Origin of the sequence: Plantactinospora solaniradicis (assembly GCF_042658085.1) — a bacterium.
Classification (GTDB): Bacteria; Actinomycetota; Actinomycetes; order Mycobacteriales; family Micromonosporaceae; genus Plantactinospora; species Plantactinospora solaniradicis.
In genome coordinates this window covers 172,373-193,185 of sequence record NZ_JBHSPR010000007.1, presented here as the reverse complement: position 1 = coordinate 193,185, position 20,813 = coordinate 172,373, and the positions used below count along the sequence as shown (strand labels likewise).

Here is a 20,813-nt window from a genome sequence, read left to right as displayed (position 1 = left end):
GCATGCCCGGCGACCCGATCGCGATCGTGGGGATGGCGGTGTTGCTGCCCGGCGCGGCCGACCTGGACAGCTACTGGCGCAACCTGGTCGAGGGTGTCGACGCGATCACCGAGGTGCCGCCGCACCGGTGGGATCCGGAATTCTACGACCCGGCGCTGGCGCACCGGCCGGACCGGCTGTACTGCCGCCGGGGTGGCTTCGTCGACGACCTGGCCACCTTCGACCCGCTCAGGTTCGGCATCATGCCGGCAGCCATCGCCGACATCGAGCCGGACCAGCTCATCGCGCTCCAGGTTGCCGCAGCGGCAATCGACGACGCCGGCGGCGCCGACCGGCTGGCCGCTGGCGACCGCGTCGGTGTGATCCTCGGCCGGGGCGGCATCCTCAGCCCCGCCCAGGCCCGGTACGCCCAGCGGGTGCGAATGTCCAGCCAGGTGATCCAGGTGCTCCGCGAACTGATCCCGGACTTGCCGGAGAGCCGGCTGGACGCAGTGCGTGCGAGGTTCGACGAGCGGCTCGGCAAGCACCAGCCGGAGGGGACCATCGGACTGGTGCCGAACCTGGCCGCCTCCCGGGTGGCAAACCGGCTCAACCTGCGCGGTCCCGCCTACACACTGGACGCCGCCTGCGCGTCGTCACTGATCGCGGTGGACCAGGCGATCAGTGAGCTGAACAGTGGCCGGCTCGACGCGGTTCTCGCCGGTGGCGTGCACCACGTGCACGACATCAGCTTCTGGTCCGTGTTCAGCCAACTCGGCGCGCTCTCCCGGCAAGGCGAGATCCGGCCGTTCGACAGCACGGCGGACGGTCTGCTCATCGGCGAGGGCACCGGAATCGTCGTACTCAAGCGGATGTCCGACGCACTGCGCGGCGGCGATCGGATCTACGCGGTGATCCGCGGCAGCGGGGTGTCCAGCGACGGGCGTGCCGCGAGCATGGTCAACCCGGCCAGCGCCGGTCAGGTCCTGGCCGTCCGGCGGGCCTGGACCGCGGCAGGGCTGGACCCGACCGCCCCGGACGCGCTGGGCCTGCTGGAGGCACACGGCACCGCGACGCCGACCGGCGACGTCGCCGAACTCGCCACCGTCGCCGAGGTGTTCGGTCCGCACCGGGACGGGCCACGACCAGTGATCGGCTCGGTGAAGTCGATGATCGGCCACGCCATGCCGGCGGCGGGCATCGCCGGCCTGATCAAGGCGGCCCTGGCCGTGCACCGCGGCGTGCTGCTGCCGACGTTGCACTGCGACACTCCGCGGCCGGAACTGGAGCGTATCCGGTTCGCGCCGATCAGCACCGCCGAACCGTGGGAGAGCGACGGACCACGCCGCGCCGGGGTCAACGCGTTCGGCTTCGGCGGCATCAACGCCCACATCATCCTGGAGGAGGCGCCGGACGCACTGGCGGCCCGTCGGGGCGGCACGGGAGCGACCGGGCCGGTGACCAGCAGCCTGCCGGCGCCCGCGGCGCAGACGGCTGTGCGGGCCACGTCGGGGATCAGCGTCGAGCAGCCCGACGAGGTGATGTGGCTCGCCGCTTCCGACCCGACCGCCCTGGCCCGCCTACTCGACGCCGACGACCACACCGTACGTGCCCTCGGCGCAGACCGGGCCCGACAGGCCCGTCCCGCCCGCGCCCGCCCTCTGGCGGCGGACGAACACTGCCGGCTCGGCATCGTCGATCCCGACGCCAAACGCCTCGCCACCGCCCGGCGCGCCGTCACCAGGGGGCAGCCCTGGCGCGGCGCCCGCGACATCTGGTTCAGCCCCACCCCGCTGCTCGCCGACGACCCTCCGGGCCAGCTCGCGTTCGTGTACCCCGGGCTGGAGGCGGAGTTCAGCCCGCGCACCGCGGACATCGCGACGCACTTCGACCTGCCCGACCGGCAGTGGTCCGCCGACGACCTCGGCCGGCACGGCGCCGGCGTGATCGAGGTCGGCAAGCTGCTCGACGCCGCCCTGCACCGCACCGGAATCACCCCCCACGCGGTCGCCGGGCACAGCATCGGCGAGTGGACCGCCGCGGCCACCACCGGGCAGATCAGTTCGGCGTCCATCGACGAGTTCCTCGCCGCGTTCAACTCGACGTCGGTCGAGGTGCCCGGCCGCGCATTCGCCGTCATCGGGGGGGCCGCGCCGCAGATCACCCAGCGGCTCGCGCGCTATCCAGGCGTGCTGCTCTCCCACGACAACGCGCCGGCCCAGTGCATTGTCAACGGACCCGAGAGCGAGATCGGCTCCCTCGTCGCGGCATTGCGCGGCGATGGCATTCTGTGCCAGAAGCTGCCGTTCCGCGCCGCCTTCCATACACCGATGTTCGCCTCCGCGTTGGAGTCCATCGGCGCGGCCCTTCGCCGCTGGCAGGTCAACCCCACCCGGATACCGGTCTGGTCCGCCACCCTCAAGGCACCGTTCCCCGCCGAGCAGGCCCGCGTGCTGGAGATCTTCGCCCGACACATGCTCGAACCAGTCTGGTTCCGGCAAACCATCCAGGCCATGTACGACGCCGGCATCAGGGTGTTCCTCCAGGTCGGCGCCGGGCAGCTTGCCTCGGTCATCGCCGACAACCTGCGCGGCCGCCCACACCTCGCCATGCCGGTCAACGTCGCGCACCGCGGCGGGCTGGACCAACTGCGCCGGGTCGCCACCGCGCTCTGGGTCGAGGGCGCCGCACCGGACCTGCGCGCCCTCGATCCGACGGGCACAGGTCGGGCCCGAGCTGCGGCGCCCGCTGCGGAGCAGCCCGCCCACCGGGGTCTGGTCATGCGGCTCGACCTCGGCGGTCCACTGGTCCGCCTCGGTGAGGGAGCCGACGACCTGCTCGGCGTCCGCGTGCCGGCCGCCGAGCCGACGGGCAGCCCGGACGGTGCCGGCGGGACAGGCACCACGAACGGCCCGATCGGGGTGGCCGGCGGATCCGGCTCGGTTGCTGGGGGAGGGACGATCGCCGGGGCGACGCACACCCCCGTGGCCCCGCCGAGATCGCCCGCCCTGGCCACGCTGCAGGGGCTCGCCCAGCGTTCCAGCGTTGCCGCGGAACTCGCCTCGCTGCTGGTGGCCGCACCGGGTCCGGCGGTCACGGGCGGCGACGCCGGGCAGACGCCGCGGCTGCCACCACTGTGCGCGCACCGCACGGTCCTGCGGGTCGCCCTCGACACGATGCCGTATCTGCGCGACCACTGCTTCTTCGTCCAACCCGATGACTGGCCCGACCCGGAGGACCGCTGGCCGGTGGTGCCGGCCACCACCGTCGTACAACACATGATGGACGCCGCTGCGCAGGCCACCCAGGGCATGCGGGTGGTCGGCGTGCGCGACGCGCGTTTCAACCGCTGGTTGACAGCCGCGCCGCCGCAGGACGTCGAGATCACTGTCAAGCCGGTCGGACCCGGTCGGCTGTCGGTGATCTTCGGTGGTTACGCCCGCTCGACGATCGAGGTGGCGCCGGACTACCCGACCGACCGGCCGGCGGTCTGGCAGCACGACCCGGCCACCGAACGGCCTCCGCAGGTCAGCGCCGAGGAGATGTACGCCGAACGCCTGATGTTCCACGGTCCCCTGTTCCAGGGCGTGACCAGGGTGCACGCCCTCGGCGACATGCACGTTCGCGGCGTGGTGACCGCCCCGACCCCGCCCGGCGCGCTGCTCGACAACGCACTACAACTGGTCGGCAACTGGCTCATCACGACACAGCCGATGCGGACCGTGGCACTGCCGGTGGAGTTCGGGCACGTGCGGTTCTTCGGGCCGCCGCCGGCCCCCGGTACGGCCTTCGAATGCGTCGCCCGGGTGCGTTCGATCGACGACGCGCAGCTCGTCGCCGACACCCAGCTCTCCGTCGACGGCCGGGTATGGGCACAGGTCGACGGCTGCGTCGACCGGCGCTTCGACAGCCATCCCACCGCCCGACCGGCGGAGCGCTTCCCGGAGCGCCATCCGATGTCGTTGCGGCAGCCGGAGGGCTGGACCGTGGCCTTCGACTGCTGGACAGACCTGGTCACCCGCGGCATGGCCGCTCGCGGCATCCTCGGCACCAGTGGCTATGCTGACTACGAGCGGCAGCCCCCCAGGGCGCGCAAGCAATGGCTGCTCGGCCGGATCGCAGTCAAGGACGCTGTCCGCTTCCAGCTGTGGGCCGACGGCCACACCGACGTCTACCCGATCGAGCTGACGGTTACCAACGAGCCGAACGGCATCCCCCGGGTCCACCCACGACCCGGCCGTGGCCTCCGCGACTGTGACGTCTCACTGGCCCACGTGGCCGAGATCGGTGTAGCGATCGCCCGACCTCGTGCGTCGGACACCCCGCCCGGTGCCCCCGGCGTCGGCATCGACGTCGCGGAGATCGCCGACCATCCGGACAGCACTGTCACGTTCGCGCTTTCCGAACCGGAACGCCGGCTGCTCGACTCGGTAACCACCGGCGACGACCATAGCCTGTGGTTTGCCCGCTTCTGGGTCGCGAAGGAGGCCGTCGCCAAGGCAGAGGGCACGGGCCTCGCCGGCGATCCGCGACGGTTCACGGTGGTGGCCGCCTCCCCGGCCACGCTGACCGTCGAGATCGGCGATCGTGTCTACCGGGTCGCACATCGAGAGGTGTCCAACCCTGAAGACCTCCCCGTACGGCAGTACGTCGTCGGCTGGACCTGGGGACCGGAGCCTGTCCACCGAACCGGCCAGCCGTAGCCGCGATCACGAGAAGGGCCATCACACATGTCTGTGGACCAGGCAAGCGTCCTTGCCGACGTTGCCGAGATGCTGCACGCGCTCCTCGAAGACGCCGGAGTCGACGGCGAGATCACCATGGCGACCAAGTTCCAGGAGGACCTGGGAATGGAGAGCATCGACATCATCTCCCTCGCCGGCCGCCTGCAGGTCCGGTACGGCGACACGGTCAACTTTGCCCAGCTCGTCGCTGGCCTCGACCTGGATTCGGTACGGCAACTGCGGGTCGGGCAACTCGTCGAACACATCGCCGCCGCGCTCGACAGCGTGGACGCCAGCCCCGGCACGGCGGGCACCCCGGCATGAGCATGGTGCGGGCGAACGGCCTCTCCGTTCACGTGGAGCAGCTCTCCCCACCCGAGCCGGTTGCCGGCACGACCTCCGGCAGACACGACCCCGCCCCGACCGCCGTGCTGATCCACGGCATGGCCACGGACACCCTGGCCAGTTGGTACCTCACCCTGGCCCACCCGCTCGTCGCCGCCGGCTTCCGCGTAGTCATGTACGACCTGCGTGGGCACGGACACACCGACCGCCCACCGGAGGGTTACACGCTGGACGACTTCATCGACGACCTGGCGGCGCTGCTGGCCGCGCTCGACGTAACCGGCCCAGTCCACCTGTTCGGCAACTCCTTCGGCGGCACGATCGCATTCGGCTACGCGGCCCGCCACCCCGAGCGGGTCGCCGCCATTGCCGCCGTCGAGTCCTCCCCGCCCACCGCGTTGTGGTTCGAGCGGGTGGCCCAGCAGCTCGACAACGCCGCCACGTACCTGCCCCGCGCGCACGCCCTGGCCGAGATCGAAGCCGAACGCGGGGAGCGCGCCAGCCGCCGGGCCAGGATGGCTCGCGAGGTGCTCGCCGCCACGAGCCTCGTGCGCGACCTGCCCGCCAGCCGGCTACCGGCCGAGGAGCGGATCGTCGCGGTCGGGTGTCCGGTGCTGTGGGTCTACGGCGGCGACTCAGCCGTGGTCGAACTGGCCCCCGAGGTACGACGGCTGTTGCCGCAAGCGCGGATCGTCACCGTGCCCGGCCAGAGACACTCCATCCTTGTCGACCAGCCGGGCGTCGTTGGCGACATCGTCCTGTCCTGGCTACGGCAGGACTGTGACGTCCACCCCGGCCGCGCAGACGCCACAGGGCTCTCCGGCCGTGACGGTCGGGACACGTGGTCCACCCCGGCGGCATCCACTGATCCGCATCGTTCAGGAGGACTTCTGATGGATCCGGCGACCTCTGGTCAGGCGATCATCATCAGCACCGGTCGATGCGGGTCGACCCTGCTGTCCGACCTGATCGCCGAGCAGATCGACACGCTGTCGGTCCAGGAATTCTTCATGGCGGTGGTGGCCCCGACAGACGCCGAAGACGTTCTCAGCGGCGCCGCGTACTGGTCGAGGCTGAGCAGCCCCAGGCCGGAACTCGCCACCCTCTTCCGGATCGGCCTCGCACCGGTCGAGGTGTGCTATCCGGAGGACGGCCGGTGGGCCCGCAACCTCGCCGAGCTGCCCCGGATCCTCGCGACCACGCTGCCGAAGATCTCGTCCGATCCTGATCACCTGTACGACACACTCGCCGAGCTGGTGCCCGGGTTTCCGGCTCAGCCGGTGGCCTGGCATCACCAGATGTTCTTGGACCTGCTCACGTCGCTCACCGCCCGGCGGCGCTGGGTCGAGCGATCCGGCGGCTCCAGCCACGTCGCCCCGTACCTGCTGAAGAACTATCCCACCGCGAAGATCGTCTACCTGACCCGCGACTGGGCGGACACCGCCCATTCGATGAGCCGCCATCCCTCTTTCCAGCTTCTGCAGCTCAGCATGGAGTCCCTCGGCCGATACGGGCTCGACCCGTTCCAGCTTGCCGCAGGTCAGCCCGTGCCGGAGGAGTTGGCGCCCTACCTGCCCGGCCGACTGACAGCCCAGACGCTACGCGAACGCGCCCGGGATGTTGAGCGCTACCTGGGCCTGTGTGCGTTTCTCGCCAGCGAGGCCGAGCAGGCCATCGCCGATGCCCGGCCACAGGAACTGCTGACGATGACGTACGAGGACCTCGTCGACGACCCGCTGACGCAGCTCGGACGGCTGGGCCGGTTCCTGGACTTCGACGACTGGGAGAAGTGGGCGCAGCGCGTGGTCGGGGCGGTCGAGGCACGTCCCCGTGGGCACGGGCCAGCGGCTCTCGCCGATCGGAGGGTGGTTCCCGGAAGAGCCGGTCGTCAGATGTGAGGCGAATGCGGTCCTGCGGCGGTCGGCCGCTGGAGGTCGACGCCGTCGTCGGCCGGTGCCGCCGTCTCGTACGAGCTGATCGCGGCGACCTTGGCGGCGGACGCGGACGACGCGTCGAAGCGGTAACCCAGCCACTCCCGGGCCAGGCGACGGGCCAGCTCCAGCCCGATCACCCGCTGTCCCATGGCCAGCACCTGGGCGTCGTTGCTGAGCACGGCACGTTCCACCGAGAAGCCGTCGTGGGCGGTGACCGCCCGGACCCCCGGTACCTTGTTGGCCGCGATCGCCATGCCGAGGCCGGTACCGCAGATCAGCAGCGCACGGTCCGCCCGGCCCTCGGCGACCAGCCGGGCGGCGGCCACCGCCACGTGCGGGTACGCCGTCGCGTCGTCCCGGCCCACGCCGACGTCCTCGACCGAGGCGACCCGGTCGTCCGCCTCCAGATCGGCGCGCAGTACCTCCTTGTAGTGCAGGCCCGCGTCGTCGCAGCCGACGACGATGCGCAGCCGGTCGCCGGTCACCTGTCCGACCCCTCGTCCACGATGGACACCTCCGGTGTGCTGTCGCCGTGACGCTCGAATGCCACCGCCACGGTACGGACGCAGAGCGCCAGCGACACGGCGCCGGGGTCCGGTGTACCGACGCTCCGGTCGGCCAGCGGACGGGCCCGGCCGACCCTGGGCCGCAGCCCGGCGGTCTCCTCCGCCGCCCGGTCGGCCACCCGGGCCGCCTGCTGCCAGGCCGCCCCGACCGGTGTGTCGGACCCGGCCGCGGTGTCGAGGGCGTCGTGGAACGGCACCAGCGCGTCGAGCAGCGTCTTGTCGCCGGGCTCGGCACCGCCGAGTCCCTGCACGGTCTCGACCGCGGCCCAGACCGCAGCCCGGACGTCGGCCGTACCGAGAGGGCTCCGCTCGTCACCGAGTTGCTCGCCGGCCGAGCGGAGGGCCGCGCCCCACAACACTCCGGAGGTGCCGCCGGCCCGGGCCGCCCAGGCGTCTCCGGCCGCGCCGAGCACCGACGCGACGCCGTGTCCACCGTCGACCGCCGCCTGCGCGGCCCCGGCGGCGGCCCGTACCCCGCGCAGCATGCCGCGCCCGTGGTCACCGTCCCCGGCCACGGCGTCGAGCCGACCCAGTTCCTCCTCGGCGACCGCCAGCGCCTCGGCGACCTCCGCCAGCGCCCCGGCCACGGCCCGGCCGTACGCCCGCGACTCCGGACTGCTCCGCGCCGTCCCGGATCCGCCGTTCCCGGAGTCGGTGACCTGCCCGCCGCTCGCCTCGGCGGCTCGTCCGCCGTTCGCGCGGTCGCCGGACACCGTCGGGCCGCCTGCCTCCGTGGCCCGATCCACCTGGTCGGCGAGGCCCGCGACCCGGTGCGGGTTCTTCCGGTACGCCGGAGTGTCGGCCGGCGCGCACCAGAAGCCCTCCAACTCCTCGTCCAGCCAGCAGAGGGTCAGCGAGCAGCCGGCCATGTCGAGGCTGGTGACCAGCTCGCCGACCTCGGGATCGACCACCTCGAGCCCGGCCCGGGAGAGCTCCTCGGCGACCGTCTTCCAGACGACGAACAGTTCCTCGTACTTCGTGGCCCCGAGACCGTTGAGGATGGCGGCGACCCGGGGGCCGGCGCCCTCCGGCCGTTCGGCGAGAACGCCACGGACCAGCACCCGGGCGAGTTCCGAGGCGGTCGGCAGGTCGTCGGAGGAGACCCCGGGCTCGCCGTGGATGCCCAGCCCGAGCCCCATGGTGCCGGCCGGCACGGTGAACAGCGGATGATCCTGGCCCGGCAGGGTGCAGCCGGCGAACGCGACGCCGAGCGAACGGGTCAGCTCGTTGGTGACCCGGGCCACCCGCTCGACCTCGGCCAACGGGTAGCCGGCCTCGGCCGCCGCGGCGGCGGTCTTGAACACCACGAAGTCGCCGGCGATGCCTCGGCGCTTCTCCGCCTCCGCCGGAACGGCGCTGGCGATGTCGTCGGTGACCAGCACCGTCCGGGTGTCGATACCCTCGGCACGCAGCCGCTGCTGGGCCAGCCCGAAGTTCATCACGTCCCCGGCGTAGTTGCCGAAGAGGAAGAGCACCCCGCCGCCGTTGTCGGCGGCCCGGGCCACCTCGTACGCCTGCTGGGCCGAGGGGGAGGTGAAGATGTTGCCCACCACCGCGCCGTCGGCGAAGCCGGGACCGACCACACCACAGAACGCCGGATAGTGCCCGGATCCACCGCCGACCACCACCGCGACCTTCCCGGTGCGGGTCGCCCCGGCCCGGACCACGCCGCCGTCGACGCCCCGGACATAGCGCCGGTGCAGGTCGAGGAAGCCGGCGAGCATGTCCTCGGTGAACGAGGCGGGATCGTCGTACAGTCGGGTCATCGGCCAGCTCCTCCGGTCGGCGGGTCGGGCCGTTCCGACCCGGCTGTCCCGTCCTGCGGCGCCAGCAGCGTGACGACCGTCGAATCGTCCTCGGCCGCCATGCCCTGGCGCATCGCCAGGGTGTAGAGCTGGGTGGCGGCGGCCGCGACCGGTGTCGGCACCCCCGCCGCCGAGGCGACCCGGCCGACGATGTGCATGTCCTTGCTGATCACGTCCAACCGGGACCGCAACTCGACGTCGCCAGTGTACGCCCGCGCCATCCGTGGGCCTCGATCCGCCAGCATGAACGAGGCCGCCGCACCCGAGCCGAGCACCTCGACCACGGTGTCGAGATCGAGGCCGAGGGCCCGGGCCAGCGCCAACGCCTCGGCCGCGGCGGCGGTGTGGATGCCGCAGAGCAGTTGGTTCACCGTCTTCATGGTCTGGCCGTCGCCCGGGTGCGGGCCGACGACGTAAACGGTGGAGGCCAGCAGGTCGAGCACCCGGCGGCCGCGTGCGAGCCCCCGGTCCGTCGCGCCGACCATGATCAGCAGGTCGCCGGTGCCGGCCCGGACCGGTCCGCCGCTCACCGGCGCGTCGACCAGGTCGATCTGCCGTTCGGCCAGCGCCGCCGCGACCGCTCGGGCCGCCTCCGGGCCGACCGTGCTGGTCAGCACGACGACGGCACCCGGCCGCAGGGTGTGGATTGCGCCGTCGTCGCCGAACAGCGCCGCCCGGAGCTGGGCCTCGTCCCGTACGGCGAGCACCGCGACGTCGGCCGCCCGGCACGCCAGTGCCGGACTAGCTGCCCCGACCGCACCGCCTTCGGTGGCGAGTTCGCGGCGCTCGGCGGAGATGTCGAAGGCCCACACCGGCAGTTCGGTGCCGAGCCGGAGCGCCATCGGCAGCCCCATCGCCCCCAGCCCGAGGACGGCGACGGTCGGCGGGGTCGTGTCGTCGGGCGACGGCGGGGTGTTCGTCGGATGTCCGCTGCCTTCGGCGGTCCGTGCCGGGTCGGCCGGTACTCCGGGCTGGCTCACGGTGCCTCCTTCGGGGGCAGGATCGACGTGAGGTAGCGGCGGTTCGTGGACATCACGCCGAGCCCGTCCCCGCCGTACTGTTCGAGGCAGAACGCCCCGGTGAAGCCGTACGCGACGGCGGAGCGGACCGCCCGGCGGTAGTTGATGACACCCAGCTCCATCGAGGTCGGCGTGCTGAGCACCGTACCGGTCGTACCGTCCTCGAACCGGTGGTAGTTCTTGACGTGCCAGTAGTTGGTCAGCGGCAGGCACTTGTCGAGCATCACCTCGATCGGCTCGATCGGACGGTGCAACCGGACCAGGTTGCCGAGGTCGGGATTGAGCCCGACGTTCGGATGCCCGATCTCCTCGACCAGCCGGACGGCGGAGTCGGCGGTGCCGAGCAGGGTGTCCTCGTACATCTCCAGGGAGAGGGCGACGCCGACCTCGGCGGCGTGCTGGCCCAGTTCGCGCAGCCGGGACGCGGCCAGCCGGCGGGTCTCCGGATCGCCTGCGTCGCGGGGCCCGTCCACGGTCCAGAACCACAGCACCTCGCGCTGGCGCGCGGTCAGCGGACGGTGCAGGCCGACGCTCAGCACCGAGCAGCCGAGCGCCGCCGCCGCGTCGATCGACCGGTGGCTGTAGTCGAGGTTCTCCAACCCCGCGACCGGGTCGATGACGCTGCGCCGGATCACCGAGATCGCCTCGGCCCGCAGCCCGGCCGCACGGACCGCCTCGTCCAGTTCGGTCAGCCGGGCCGGGGAGAGGTCGCCGGCCCGGACCCACGAGTCGGTCAGGTCGACCTCGGTGAAGCCCTCGGCCGCCACCTCGGCGAGCGTGTCCCGCCAGGTCTGGGCCGGGGCGTCCTGCACCGGCACGCCGGGCCGGAGTTCGGCCGGAAACGGCAGCATGGCCGCCGCAAGTGACCAGCCGGAGTCAGCCGTCGGCACGACGCCGCCCCGGCTCGTCGCGCACCAGATCGCCGGCCGGTCGGGAAGGTCGGTTGTCCGCCACTGTTCTCCTCACCTTCGCTGGTCCTCGGGTTCGTCGGCCAACAGGTCGGTCATCCCGGCCCGCTCGGCCAGCCGGGCACATCCGGCCACGTCCCGCTCGCCGTCGGCGATGACGACGTCGTAGCGCAGCCGTAGCTCGGTGCCGGGCGTGAAGGCGTACTCCCGGTCGAAGAACGGGGCCGGGCCGAGGCAGGCGTACGGCTCGGTGCGGACGAACCAGCGGGTCGGGCCGCCGAGGTTCGCCGGGTCGTTCCGGAAGACCAGGGTGGAGGCGAGTGCGGCGGGTGGCCCGAGGCCGTCGTGCCGGCCCACGAACCCCATCCACGGGCCGCGCCAGCCCATCAGTTCGTCGGCACCCGGGCCGTCCTCGGTCACCACCTGCCCGCCGATGAACGAGCGGGGGCCGTGCCAGAACAGTCCGCCGTATCCGGCGTTCTCCCGACCCTGGGTGGTCGGACTACCGACCGTGATCACCTCGGCGGTGTCGTTGCGGAGCACCGTCTCGAACTGAAGTCGCCAGGCACTCATGTTGGCCCACACGGCCACGGCCAGCCGACGCCGCTCGGAGACCACCCGGTTCCCGTTCGGGCCGACCCAGCGGAGCCGTTCGACCAGGCGTACGGCGTCGGCGTCGCGGCGCAGCGCCGGGAAGTCGACGTGCGCGACGAGCCCGAGGTTGTCGAGCGACCGGTAGCCCTGACCCCGGACGTACGTCGACCCGCCCCAGAAGTTGTACGGCCCGAAGTTGGAGATGCCGAAGCACAGCCCCTTGTGCCACAGGTGGTTGTGCGGGCGGTACAGGCTGACCACGTTGCCGGCGAGGGTCCGGATCGGATGGAGGTAGGGCCTGGGGGACTCGGCCCGGGGTTCCTCCGGCGTGTAGACGTAGTCGAACAGGTCCGCCCCGTGCCAACCGACCCGTACCGACCGGCCGATGTCGTGGCTGACGGTCAGTCCACTGCTGGGCCGCGTCGCCGTCGCCCCGGAGGTCACCCCGGTGGTCGCCCTGCTGGGCAGCGCGTTGGGCAGCGCGGCGGGCGCGGTGGCCGGCGCCGGTACGGCGACAGCCGGGACTGGGATGTTCACCATCGGGGTCCGTTGCCTTCCATCTTTCGGTAGAACGGTGATTCGGTGGAGAGTTCGGCCGGCCGGACGGCGGCGCGGGTGAACGCCGAGGCGTACACCCCGGCGACGAGTTGCATCGTGCGCCGGGTCTCGGCGGAGGTCACCGGTGCCGGCGTACCCATCCGGAGATTCCGCAGCACCTCGGCGAACTGCGCGCGGTGTGCACTGCGTACCCCGGAGGAGCCGGCGTGCCAGGCCGCCATCACCTCGTCGGCGAACTCCGGTGCGGGGGTGATCCGCCAGTCGTCGTCGCCGTAGCCGTACAGGTGGGTCAGCTCCACCGTGGCCCGCTCGAAGTCGAAGCGCAGGTAGCTCTCCTCACGGATCGACAGCATGCTGTTCACCACGCTGGCCACCGCGCCGTTGGCGAAGCTGACATGGGCCATGCTCAGGTCCTCGGTGTCCATCCGCCGGGCCTGCTGCCGGGCGAGCGCGGAGACCTCGGTCCAGTCGCCGAGGATCGCGCAGAGCAGGTCCATCTGGTGGATGCCGTGTCCCATGGTCGGCCCGCCGCCCTCGGTGTCCCAGCGGCCCCGCCACTCGACGTCGAAGTAGGCCTGGTCCCGGAACCAGGTGGTGTGACAGATCGCCACCAGCGGTCGGCCCAGCACCCCGGAGTCGAGCATCGCGCGCAGCCGCAGTGCGCCGGTGCCGAACCGGTGCTGGAAGACGGTGGCCAGCGCCGCCCCGTGCTTCCGCTCGGCCTCGATCAGGTTGTCCAACTCGGCCAGGCTCAGTGTCGGCGGCTTCTCGACCAGTACGTTGCTGCCCGCCTCCAGGCAGGCCAGCGCCAGGTCGTGATGGGTGCCGGGCGGGGTGCAGATGTGCACCAGGTCGGGCCGGTCCTTCTCCAACAGGCTGGCCAGATCCGGGTGGCGGGCCGGTACGTCGTGCCGGTCGCAGAACGCCGACAGCCGGTCGCCGTCGACGTCGACGGCACCGACCAGGCGTACGTCGTCGCCCAGTTCCCGCAGTGACTCCGCGTGAATTCGCGCGATGTTCCCGGTCCCGACGATCGCGGCACGGATGGGTTCCACAGAGGCTCCTTCGACGGTTGCCGGACGGCGCTATCCGCGTCCGGCACGGAGGGGGTCGTACGCGGAGAGGAAGCCGCACATGCCCAGGGTCGTCTGGTCGGGTCGGGCGATCCGGGAGACGGCGGCGGCGGCCAGGTGGCTGTGGTCGCCGCGCCGGAGGGCGTCGATCTGCTCCCCGGTCTGTCGGCTCACGGCCACCGGTCCGGATTCCCAGCGGGCCTGCCAGGCGTCCAGTTGCGGACCCGCCAGGGCGGTGGCCGCCGCGTAGAACTCGTCGAGCGCGGCGGTGTCTCCGGCCTCGTACCTGCGACGAAGTTCGGTGAATCCCTCGATCGCGAGGTCCCGGCGGGCCCGGGCCCGGTCGGCGGACGGCGGCCCGGAGCCGTCCGGCCCGGTTAGCGAGACCGCCCGCCGGTACGTCGGCAGGTCCGCCAGGTGTGCCGGTGGCACGGTGAGTACGGCGTCGCCGGCCTCCGGCAGTCCGCTGTTCTGCATCACCACGACGACTCCGAGCGCGCCGTCGTCGTTCACGGCCCGGTGGATGGTGCCGGGGGTGAACCAGACCACGTCGCCCGGGGTCAGCGTCGACTCCTCGAATCCCTGTGGTGTCAGTGTCTGTAGCCGGCCCCGGCCGGCGACCACGACGTAGCACTCCGCGCAGCAGAGGTGCACGTGTGGCGAGCCGCCGTGCAGGCCGTCGTCGGTCTGCCAGGGGTAGACCTGGAGTCCGCTGATGCCGACCGCGCCGGGGAAGGGCGGCATCCCGGCCGGGTTGCCGGGTGCCCCGCTGCCGGCGGTCACCGCGACTGCTCCGCGGCGAACGACTCGATTTCCTCCCGGTCCCAGGCGCGGTCGGCGAAGACCACCCGGTGGGTGAGCCGGAAGGTCTCCCCGGGTGCGAGTTCCACCTCCTCGTCGAAGGCGGGCGACGGGTTCACGGCGGGGAACGGGTCGTTGCGGACGAACCACTTCAGCGGGACGGGAGCGCTGGTGGTACCGGCGAAGACCAGCACGGTGCCGCCGCCGTCGACCTCGTCGTGCTGCCCGGTGTACGCCAGCCACGGCGATTCCCGGCCCATGCTCTCCGGGCCGCCGCCACCGTCGGCGGTGATGATCTGTCCGCCGGTCCAGCCGCGTGGCCCGCGCCAGAAGAAGCCGGTGTACCCGGCGTTCGGGCGACCGTGCGTCGTCGGACTGCCGAAGCGCAACTCCGCGCCGCGGATGTTGCGCAGCTCGGTGCCGAAGTCGAGCATCCAGCTTCCCCGGTCGGCGTCGACGCCGTGTATCCGCAGCTCCCGGCGTTCCGCGACCCAGTGCTCGTCGGTCGAGGTGATCCAGGTCAGCGACTCCCGCAGGGTCAGTTCGGTGTCGGTGACGTCGACCAGGTCGAAGGAGTCGTGCCGCATCCGCCCGATGTTGTCCAGCTTGGTGTAGCCCTTGTCGCGTACGTACGAGTGCCCGCCCCAGAAGTTCTGCCCCGACAGGTGGGAGATGGTCATCTGGATGCCCTTGTGCCACCGGTGGTCGTTCGGCCGGTACGCCGAGACGAGCGCGCCGCTCAACGTACGCAACGGGTGCAGATAGGGCTTGCGTGACTCGTAGTCCGGCACCGGCGGGTCGTACACGTAGGTGGCGATGTCCACTCCGGCGGCGTTGACCACGATCTGACGTCCGTGCTCGTGGGTGACGGTGAGCCCGCCGGTCGGCCCGGCCGTGCTGCTTGCGGAGGTCATGGAAGTGATCGTGCCTTTCACTCGGTGTGTGGACGCGGCACCGGTTGGGGCGAGACCACCATTGTCCCGAAGTCGGCCGGACATCGCTGGGGACCGACTCGACGGTGCGGCCAGATGAAGCGTGCTGACTGTCTCCAGTGGACATGACGGGTGGAATTTCCGGGCGGTAATCGTTTTCCGAGCTAACCGCTTTCGCACGTCAACGTCAAGATCCAGCCCGTCCTGAAAACCTTTCGGTGCAGGTCAGCACCGTACGCAGGGGTACCGTCACGGCTCGGCCGATCCGCCCGGTGCCGACCGCAGGAGCGGCGGCGGCAGGTTCAGCCGGCCGGGGACGCCGATTGCAGCACCACGTCCCAGGCGGCGAGGGTGGCATCGGCGATGCGCCGCAGCGTCTGCCCGGAGGCGCCGTCGCGGGCCCGCAGCGCCATCCCGAGCGACACGGCGTAGACGAACTCGGCCACGGTGTCGGTGTCGGTGCCGGTCGGGACGTCGCCCTCTGCCACACCCCGGTCGAGCCGCTGTCTCAGGTTGGCGACGTCGGCCTGCCGGCACTCGGCGAGGAACGCCCGGACCTGGTCGTTCTCGGCGCTGATCGTGGTGGCCGCGAGAGCCACCATGCAGCCGGTCGGGCGGGCCGGATCCACGTACGCCCGCGCGTAGTGGCGCAGCAGTGCCTCGAAGCCGGCCCGCGCGGTCGGCGCCTCCCGGAGCACCTGCCGGGGGATCCGCCCGTCGACCTCGTCGTACAGCGCCACCGCCTCCCGGAAGAGTGCCTCCTTGCTGCCGAACGCGGCGTACAGGCTGGGCGAGCCGATGCCCATCGCGGCGGTGAGGTCCGTCATCGACGCGCCCTCGTACCCGCGCTGCCAGAAGACCTCCATGGCTCGCTCCAGCGCCACGGCGCGGTCGAACGTCCGGGGCCGCCCTCGCCCGCCCACCGGCCACCGCCTTCCGCGCACCACGTCCACCGGTCAGGTCTCGTAGGCCTTCAACCCGATGATGCCGACCGCGATCAGGGCCACGAACAACATGCGCTGTGGGGAGAGGCTCTCGTCGAGGGCGACGATACCGGCGATGGTGACCCCGACCGCCCCGACACCCACCCAGACCGCGTACGCCGTTCCCACTGGCAGGTTCTTCAACGCCAGCGACAGCAGCACGAAGCTCAGCAGCGCTGTCGAGCCGGCGAGCAGGCTCGGCCAGAGCCGGGTGAAGCCCTCGGTGTGCTTCAGTGCCAGCGCCCAGACGATCTCGAGCAGGCCGGCGACGATCAGCAGGACCCAGGGCACGCTGTCCTGCTCACGCCGTCCCCGCCCTGCGTCCGCTGCGTCCGGTCATGCCGCGAAGCCGCCGTCCACGCTGATCGACGTGCCGGTGATGTACCGACCGCCGGGCCCGGCGAGATGGCTCACCGTCGCGGCGATCTCGGCCGGTTCGGCGTACCGGCCGAGGGCGATGAAACCGAGTTCGGTCTCGGCGGTCTCGCCGTCGGCCGGGTTCATCTCGGTGTCGGTCGACCCCGGATGTACGACGTTCACCGTGATGCCCCGGCCGCCGAGGTCGCGGGCGAGGCCACGGGTCAGGCCGCCGAGGGCGCTCTTGCTCATCGCGTACAGGCTGACCCCGGGGTACGGGACCCGCTCGACGAAGCAGCTGCCGATGCTGATCACCCGTCCGCCCTCGCCCATGTGCGGCACCGCCGCCTTGATCGTCAGGTAGACACCCCGGACGTGTACCGCGAGCGTGTGGTCGAGGTCCTGCACGGTGGTCTCCTCGATCGACCCGTACGGAAACACCCCGGCGTTGTTGACCAGGATGTCGAGCCGCCCGAGCTTCGTCGCCGTGTGGTCGACCGCCGACGTGACGGCCTCCGGGTCGGCGCTGTCGGCGGCGATCGCCAGCCCACGCCGGCCCAGTGCGGCGATCTCCCGCACCACCCGCTCGGCCCGGTGCTCCGCACGCAGGTACGTCAGCGCCACGTCGGCGCCGTCTCTTGCCAGGTGGAGGGCGATCGCGGCACCGATGCCACGACTCCCTCCCGTCACCAACGCGACCTTGCCAGCGAGCGGTCCCACGGCGTCCCCATTTCTGTGTCGATCGATACAATAATCGAATGCTACGGCCCGCCGCCCACCGGGGCAACCGTCGCCTCGCCCGGCGGAGTCGCGTGGTCGTCGATCCGGGCGGCTGGCATTCGTATGGATGGTGGGATGGCGTGCGGCGGGCGCGAGATGGCCGCCTCTGACGTCGTACCCCCAGAAGGCAGCGCCAGGTCGAGCCGGAGATGGAGAACCAACATGGCATTCACCGAGGAAGAGGTCCGCTACCTGAGGTCGCAGCCGATCGCGCGGCTTGCGACGCTCTCCACCGACGGGCAGCCGGACGCTGTCCCGCTCGCCTTCGAGTTCGACGGGACGTTCTTCTGGGTCGGCGGCTCCGGCCCATCGGTTCTCGACACCCGCAAGTTCCGCAACGTCCGGGCCGGGAACGACAAGGTCGCACTGGTCATCGACGACATGCCGTCCTTCGATCCGTTCGTGGCGCGGGGCATCCGGATCTACGGCCGGGCCGGGCAGCCGGTCGAACGGATCGGGATGGTCGGCCCCGGCAACTACCTACGGATCACGCCGACCGTCTCCTGGAGCTGGAACCTGGCCGGTGAACCCGTCGGCGACACCTGGTACGAGTCGAAGAAAACCCTCCATCAGATCCCGGCGCCGTAACGAAGAACGCGGTGGCGGCCACGCCACGGTCGCGGAGACCGGGTCTCGCCCCGCCGCAGCGGCTTGGCGGCCACCATTGGGCGGGTGGTGGGCATTAAGGTGCGGATGCCAGGCGTGCGGCCTGCCCGTACGTCGCCACCGATCAGCTCGTGGGGGCCGCCAACATGACCAAGCGATCATCCGGAACGATCACGCTGATGGATGTCGCCCACGAGGCCGGGGTGTCGGTGGCCACCGCCTCCCGGGTGCTGAACGGGAGCGGCACCCGGCAGGTGCGGGCGGACCTGACCGACCGCGTGCTCGCCGCCGCCGCCGCGTTGAACTACTCCACGAACGCCCAGGCCCAGGCGATGGCCCGGGGGCACACCAACGTGGTGGGGCTGCTGGTGCACGACATCGCCGACCCGTTCTTCTCGTCCATCGCGGCGGGCGTGATGCGCGCCGCCGAACAGCACCGCAGCATCGTGATGATGTACAGCACGACGGGGCGGGCCGAACGTGAACTCGACTACCTGGCCACCCTGCGCAGCCAACGTCCCCGGGCCGTCATCCTGGCCGGCAGCCGGTTCGCCGACCGTACCCTGCGGGACCGGCTCGGTGCCGAGCTGCGGATCATCGAGGAGACCGGGGCGCGGGTCGCGCTGGTGAGCCAGAACGTCCTGCCGCTCGACACGGTGCTGATGGAGAACCGCGAGGGCGCCCGGATGCTGGCGCGCAGACTCGTCGAGCTGAGGCACCGGCGGTTCGCCGTACTCGCCGGACCTCGTGCGCTGCTCACCGCCCGGGATCGGCTCGCCGGGTTCCAGGCCGGGCTGACCAGCGCCGGGATCACCCTGCCGAAGGGGCAGGTGGCGCACGGCGACTTCACCCGGGACGGCGGCTACGCCACGATGCGCGACCTTCTCGCCCGTGGCCTCGACGCCACCTGTGTCTTCGCCGTCAACGACGTGATGGCGGTCGGCGCCATCTCGGCGCTGCGCGACCACGGCGTACCGCTGCCCGGTGGCATGGCGGTGGCCGGCTTCGACGACATCGTCACGCTCCGGGACGTGACACCGTCGCTCACCACCGTCCGGCTGCCGCTGGAGGAGGTCGGGGCGGCGGCGCTCGAACTCGTGATGCAGCCCCGGGCCGAGCGGCCCCGGCTGCGGCGGGTCCGCGGCGAGGTGGTCGTCCGGGACAGCACGCCCGCGCTGGCCTGACGGTGTCCGGCCGTCAGCGCGCCCGCGCTGGCCTGATGTCCGGCCGTCAGTGCGCGCCGTGGGTCTGGGCGGTGCCGGTCATCCGGCGGCTGTGCTCGACCAGCGCCGGATAGTCGGTGGCGACGCCCCGCAGCAGCGCCTCGACCGCCCTGCCGATGTCGGCGTCGCCGGTCGCCGCGTGGCCGAACAGGGCACGGTAGTGCACCAGCGACCCGAGCATGTCCAGGACGAGGTCGCGGTCGAGATCGGTACGCAGGTCCCCGCGCGCGCTCGCGCGGTCGATCATCCGGCCCACGGCGGCCCGGGGCGGGTCGAACAGGGTGGTCATGAACGTCTGGCGTAGGGCCGGCTCCGGTGCGCAGTCCGCGAGCAACGGTCCCAGCACCTCCGGCCGGATGCGGTCGAAGAGCGCGACGAACAGGGTGATGCCCTCGTGCAGGTCGCACAGCGTGCAGCCGGTGTCGGGGGTACGCGCGGCGCCCAGCCGTACGGCCAGCGCCGCGAGCACCAGCCGAGGGCGATCGGGCCAGCGGCGGTAGATCGCCGGTTTGGTGGTGCCGGCCCGGCGGGCGATCTCCTCGAACGTCAGGTGGACGTAGCCGACCTCGTCGAGCACGGCCGACGTGGCATCCAGCACCGCCTGGTCGATCTGCGGATCGCGGGGCCGACCGCCACGGGGCGGCGGGGGAGACTGTCCGGCTTCCACGACGCCAGCCTACCTGATACGTTACGAGTCGGACCGGAACGATACTGCGAAACGGGAGTCGACGATGGAGATTCCGATCGGTGTGCTCGGTCTCGGCGCCATGGGCACCGGACTGGCGCGCGTCCTGCTCGGCCGGGCCCATCCGGTGACGGTCTGGAACCGTACCCCCGGCAAGGCCCGGGAGCTGGTGGCCGAGGGAGCGATCCTGGCCGACACGCCCGCCGACGCTGTGGCGGCCGGCGAGTTGATCGTGGTCAGCCTGACCGACTACGACGCGGTGGAGGAGGTGCTGGGGGCCGTCGCGGACGCCGTACCGGGCAAGGTCGTCGTCAACCTGACCACCGGGGCTCCCGACCGGGCCCGGCGGGTGGCCGACTGGGCCCGGCGGGCCGGTGCCGACTACCTCGACGGCGTCGTGCACGCCGGCCCCGACCAGCTCGGCGGCCCGGAAGCCACCCTCTTCTACAGCGGCTCCGAGCCGGCGTTCTCCGCCCATCGCCGGACCCTGGAGCAGCTCGGCACCACCCACCACCTCGGGCCGGACGCCGGTCTGGCCGGCCGGTACGACCTGGCGCTGCTCGGCCTCTGGTACGAGGCCGAGCTGGCCTACCTGAACGCGTTGGCGCTGGTGGGCGGCGCCGGCAACCCCGCCCTGGACGCCTTCGCCACGTTCGCCGGCCGGCAGTTGGGTCATGTCGCGCGGGCGGCGGCCGAGACGGCCCGCCAGGTCGGCGAACGCCGCTATCCCCGTGGGCCCGCCACCCTGGCCGAGCACGCCCCGGTGCTGGAGCAGTTGTCACGACTGAGGTCGGCGGCCGGTCTGCACCACACCCAGCTCGTCCACCTGCACGAGGTGGTGCGGCGACGCATCGACCGGGGTCACGGCGCCGAGGGCCTGACCGGCGTGATAGAGGAACTCACCGTCCCGATCCGGCCCGCATCGGCGCGGTGATCAGCCG

General features: G+C 72.0%; 18 protein-coding genes. 6 read left to right on the top strand and 12 right to left on the bottom strand.

Annotation, left to right across the window (positions count from 1 at the left end):
- Positions 1 to 2: 2 nt before the first annotated feature.
- From ACFP2T_RS06985 to ACFP2T_RS06975, 3 genes are read left to right on the top strand one after another with little or no spacing between them, the layout of a single operon-like run.
- Entirely contained in the window at positions 3 to 4,682 is a 4,680-nt protein-coding gene (locus tag ACFP2T_RS06985; RefSeq protein ID WP_377419921.1) for a type I polyketide synthase, read from the top strand.
- 27 nt (positions 4,683 to 4,709) lie between these two features.
- Positions 4,710 to 5,027, top strand: coding sequence for an acyl carrier protein (locus ACFP2T_RS06980; RefSeq protein ID WP_377418738.1), 318 nt, complete (start codon positions 4,710 to 4,712; stop codon positions 5,025 to 5,027).
- Positions 5,024 to 6,946, top strand: coding sequence for an alpha/beta fold hydrolase (locus ACFP2T_RS06975; RefSeq protein WP_377418735.1), 1,923 nt, complete (start codon positions 5,024 to 5,026; stop codon positions 6,944 to 6,946). Before ACFP2T_RS06980 ends, ACFP2T_RS06975 begins: the two co-directional genes overlap by 4 nt.
- Here the strand turns inward: ACFP2T_RS06975 and ACFP2T_RS06970 are convergent.
- The 11 genes from ACFP2T_RS06970 to ACFP2T_RS06920 all read right to left on the bottom strand — a co-directional run bounded on the left by ACFP2T_RS06970 (position 6,937) and on the right by ACFP2T_RS06920 (position 17,298).
- Positions 6,937 to 7,467 carry a ribose-5-phosphate isomerase gene (locus tag ACFP2T_RS06970; RefSeq protein WP_377418732.1) on the bottom strand — a complete coding sequence of 177 codons (531 nt, stop codon included), beginning with the start codon at positions 7,465 to 7,467 and terminating at the stop codon, positions 6,937 to 6,939. The two genes, ACFP2T_RS06975 and ACFP2T_RS06970, sit on opposite strands and share 10 nt — an antisense overlap.
- Positions 7,464 to 9,314, bottom strand: a complete 1,851-nt coding sequence (locus ACFP2T_RS06965; RefSeq protein WP_377418729.1) for a dihydroxyacetone kinase family protein — start codon at positions 9,312 to 9,314, stop codon at positions 7,464 to 7,466. Before ACFP2T_RS06965 ends, ACFP2T_RS06970 begins: the two co-directional genes overlap by 4 nt.
- A complete protein-coding gene (locus ACFP2T_RS06960; protein WP_377418726.1) occupies positions 9,311 to 10,333 on the bottom strand; it encodes an NAD(P)-dependent oxidoreductase in 1,023 nt (340 codons plus the stop codon). Before ACFP2T_RS06960 ends, ACFP2T_RS06965 begins: the two co-directional genes overlap by 4 nt.
- Complete coding sequence (locus ACFP2T_RS06955) at positions 10,330 to 11,262, bottom strand: sugar phosphate isomerase/epimerase family protein (RefSeq protein WP_377418723.1); 933 nt, start codon at positions 11,260 to 11,262, stop codon at positions 10,330 to 10,332. The genes ACFP2T_RS06960 and ACFP2T_RS06955 overlap by 4 nt, the downstream gene beginning before the upstream one ends.
- Before the next feature lie 72 nt (positions 11,263 to 11,334).
- The gene (locus tag ACFP2T_RS06950; RefSeq protein WP_377418720.1) at positions 11,335 to 12,414 is read right to left on the bottom strand and encodes a DUF6807 domain-containing protein; all 1,080 of its coding nucleotides are present in this window, start codon (positions 12,412 to 12,414) and stop codon (positions 11,335 to 11,337) included.
- Positions 12,408 to 13,487: a Gfo/Idh/MocA family protein gene (locus ACFP2T_RS06945; RefSeq protein ID WP_377418717.1), complete on the bottom strand. Its 1,080-nt coding sequence runs from the start codon at positions 13,485 to 13,487 to the stop codon at positions 12,408 to 12,410. The genes ACFP2T_RS06950 and ACFP2T_RS06945 overlap by 7 nt, the downstream gene beginning before the upstream one ends.
- 30 nt (positions 13,488 to 13,517) lie before the next feature.
- The gene (locus tag ACFP2T_RS06940; RefSeq protein ID WP_377418715.1) at positions 13,518 to 14,288 is read right to left on the bottom strand and encodes a cupin domain-containing protein; all 771 of its coding nucleotides are present in this window, start codon (positions 14,286 to 14,288) and stop codon (positions 13,518 to 13,520) included.
- Positions 14,285 to 15,220, bottom strand: a complete 936-nt coding sequence (locus ACFP2T_RS06935; RefSeq protein WP_377418712.1) for a DUF6807 domain-containing protein — start codon at positions 15,218 to 15,220, stop codon at positions 14,285 to 14,287. The genes ACFP2T_RS06940 and ACFP2T_RS06935 overlap by 4 nt, the downstream gene beginning before the upstream one ends.
- Positions 15,221 to 15,540: 320 nt before the next feature.
- The gene (locus tag ACFP2T_RS06930) at positions 15,541 to 16,161 is read right to left on the bottom strand and encodes a TetR/AcrR family transcriptional regulator (RefSeq protein ID WP_377418709.1); all 621 of its coding nucleotides are present in this window, start codon (positions 16,159 to 16,161) and stop codon (positions 15,541 to 15,543) included.
- A 33-nt stretch (positions 16,162 to 16,194) separates the two neighbouring features.
- On the bottom strand, positions 16,195 to 16,512 hold the full coding sequence (locus ACFP2T_RS06925; RefSeq protein ID WP_377418706.1) for a DMT family transporter: 318 nt from the start codon (positions 16,510 to 16,512) through the stop codon (positions 16,195 to 16,197).
- A gap of 45 nt (positions 16,513 to 16,557) precedes the next feature.
- The gene (locus ACFP2T_RS06920) at positions 16,558 to 17,298 is read right to left on the bottom strand and encodes an SDR family NAD(P)-dependent oxidoreductase (protein ID WP_377418703.1); all 741 of its coding nucleotides are present in this window, start codon (positions 17,296 to 17,298) and stop codon (positions 16,558 to 16,560) included.
- A 222-nt stretch (positions 17,299 to 17,520) separates the two neighbouring features.
- On the opposite strand from ACFP2T_RS06920, the gene ACFP2T_RS06915 reads away from it, so the two are divergent.
- Together ACFP2T_RS06915 and ACFP2T_RS06910 are read left to right on the top strand one after the other, a co-directional pair.
- Complete coding sequence (locus ACFP2T_RS06915; protein WP_377418700.1) at positions 17,521 to 17,946, top strand: PPOX class F420-dependent oxidoreductase; 426 nt, start codon at positions 17,521 to 17,523, stop codon at positions 17,944 to 17,946.
- A 164-nt stretch (positions 17,947 to 18,110) separates the two neighbouring features.
- The gene (locus ACFP2T_RS06910) at positions 18,111 to 19,148 is read left to right on the top strand and encodes a LacI family DNA-binding transcriptional regulator (protein WP_377418697.1); all 1,038 of its coding nucleotides are present in this window, start codon (positions 18,111 to 18,113) and stop codon (positions 19,146 to 19,148) included.
- 46 nt (positions 19,149 to 19,194) lie between these two features.
- On the opposite strand, the gene ACFP2T_RS06905 is transcribed toward ACFP2T_RS06910, so the two are convergent.
- A complete protein-coding gene (locus ACFP2T_RS06905) occupies positions 19,195 to 19,854 on the bottom strand; it encodes a TetR/AcrR family transcriptional regulator (RefSeq protein ID WP_377418694.1) in 660 nt (219 codons plus the stop codon).
- 64 nt (positions 19,855 to 19,918) lie between these two features.
- Between ACFP2T_RS06905 and ACFP2T_RS06900 the strand changes: the two genes are divergently transcribed.
- The gene (locus ACFP2T_RS06900; protein WP_377418691.1) at positions 19,919 to 20,806 is read left to right on the top strand and encodes an NAD(P)-dependent oxidoreductase; all 888 of its coding nucleotides are present in this window, start codon (positions 19,919 to 19,921) and stop codon (positions 20,804 to 20,806) included.
- Positions 20,807 to 20,813 lie beyond the last annotated feature (7 nt).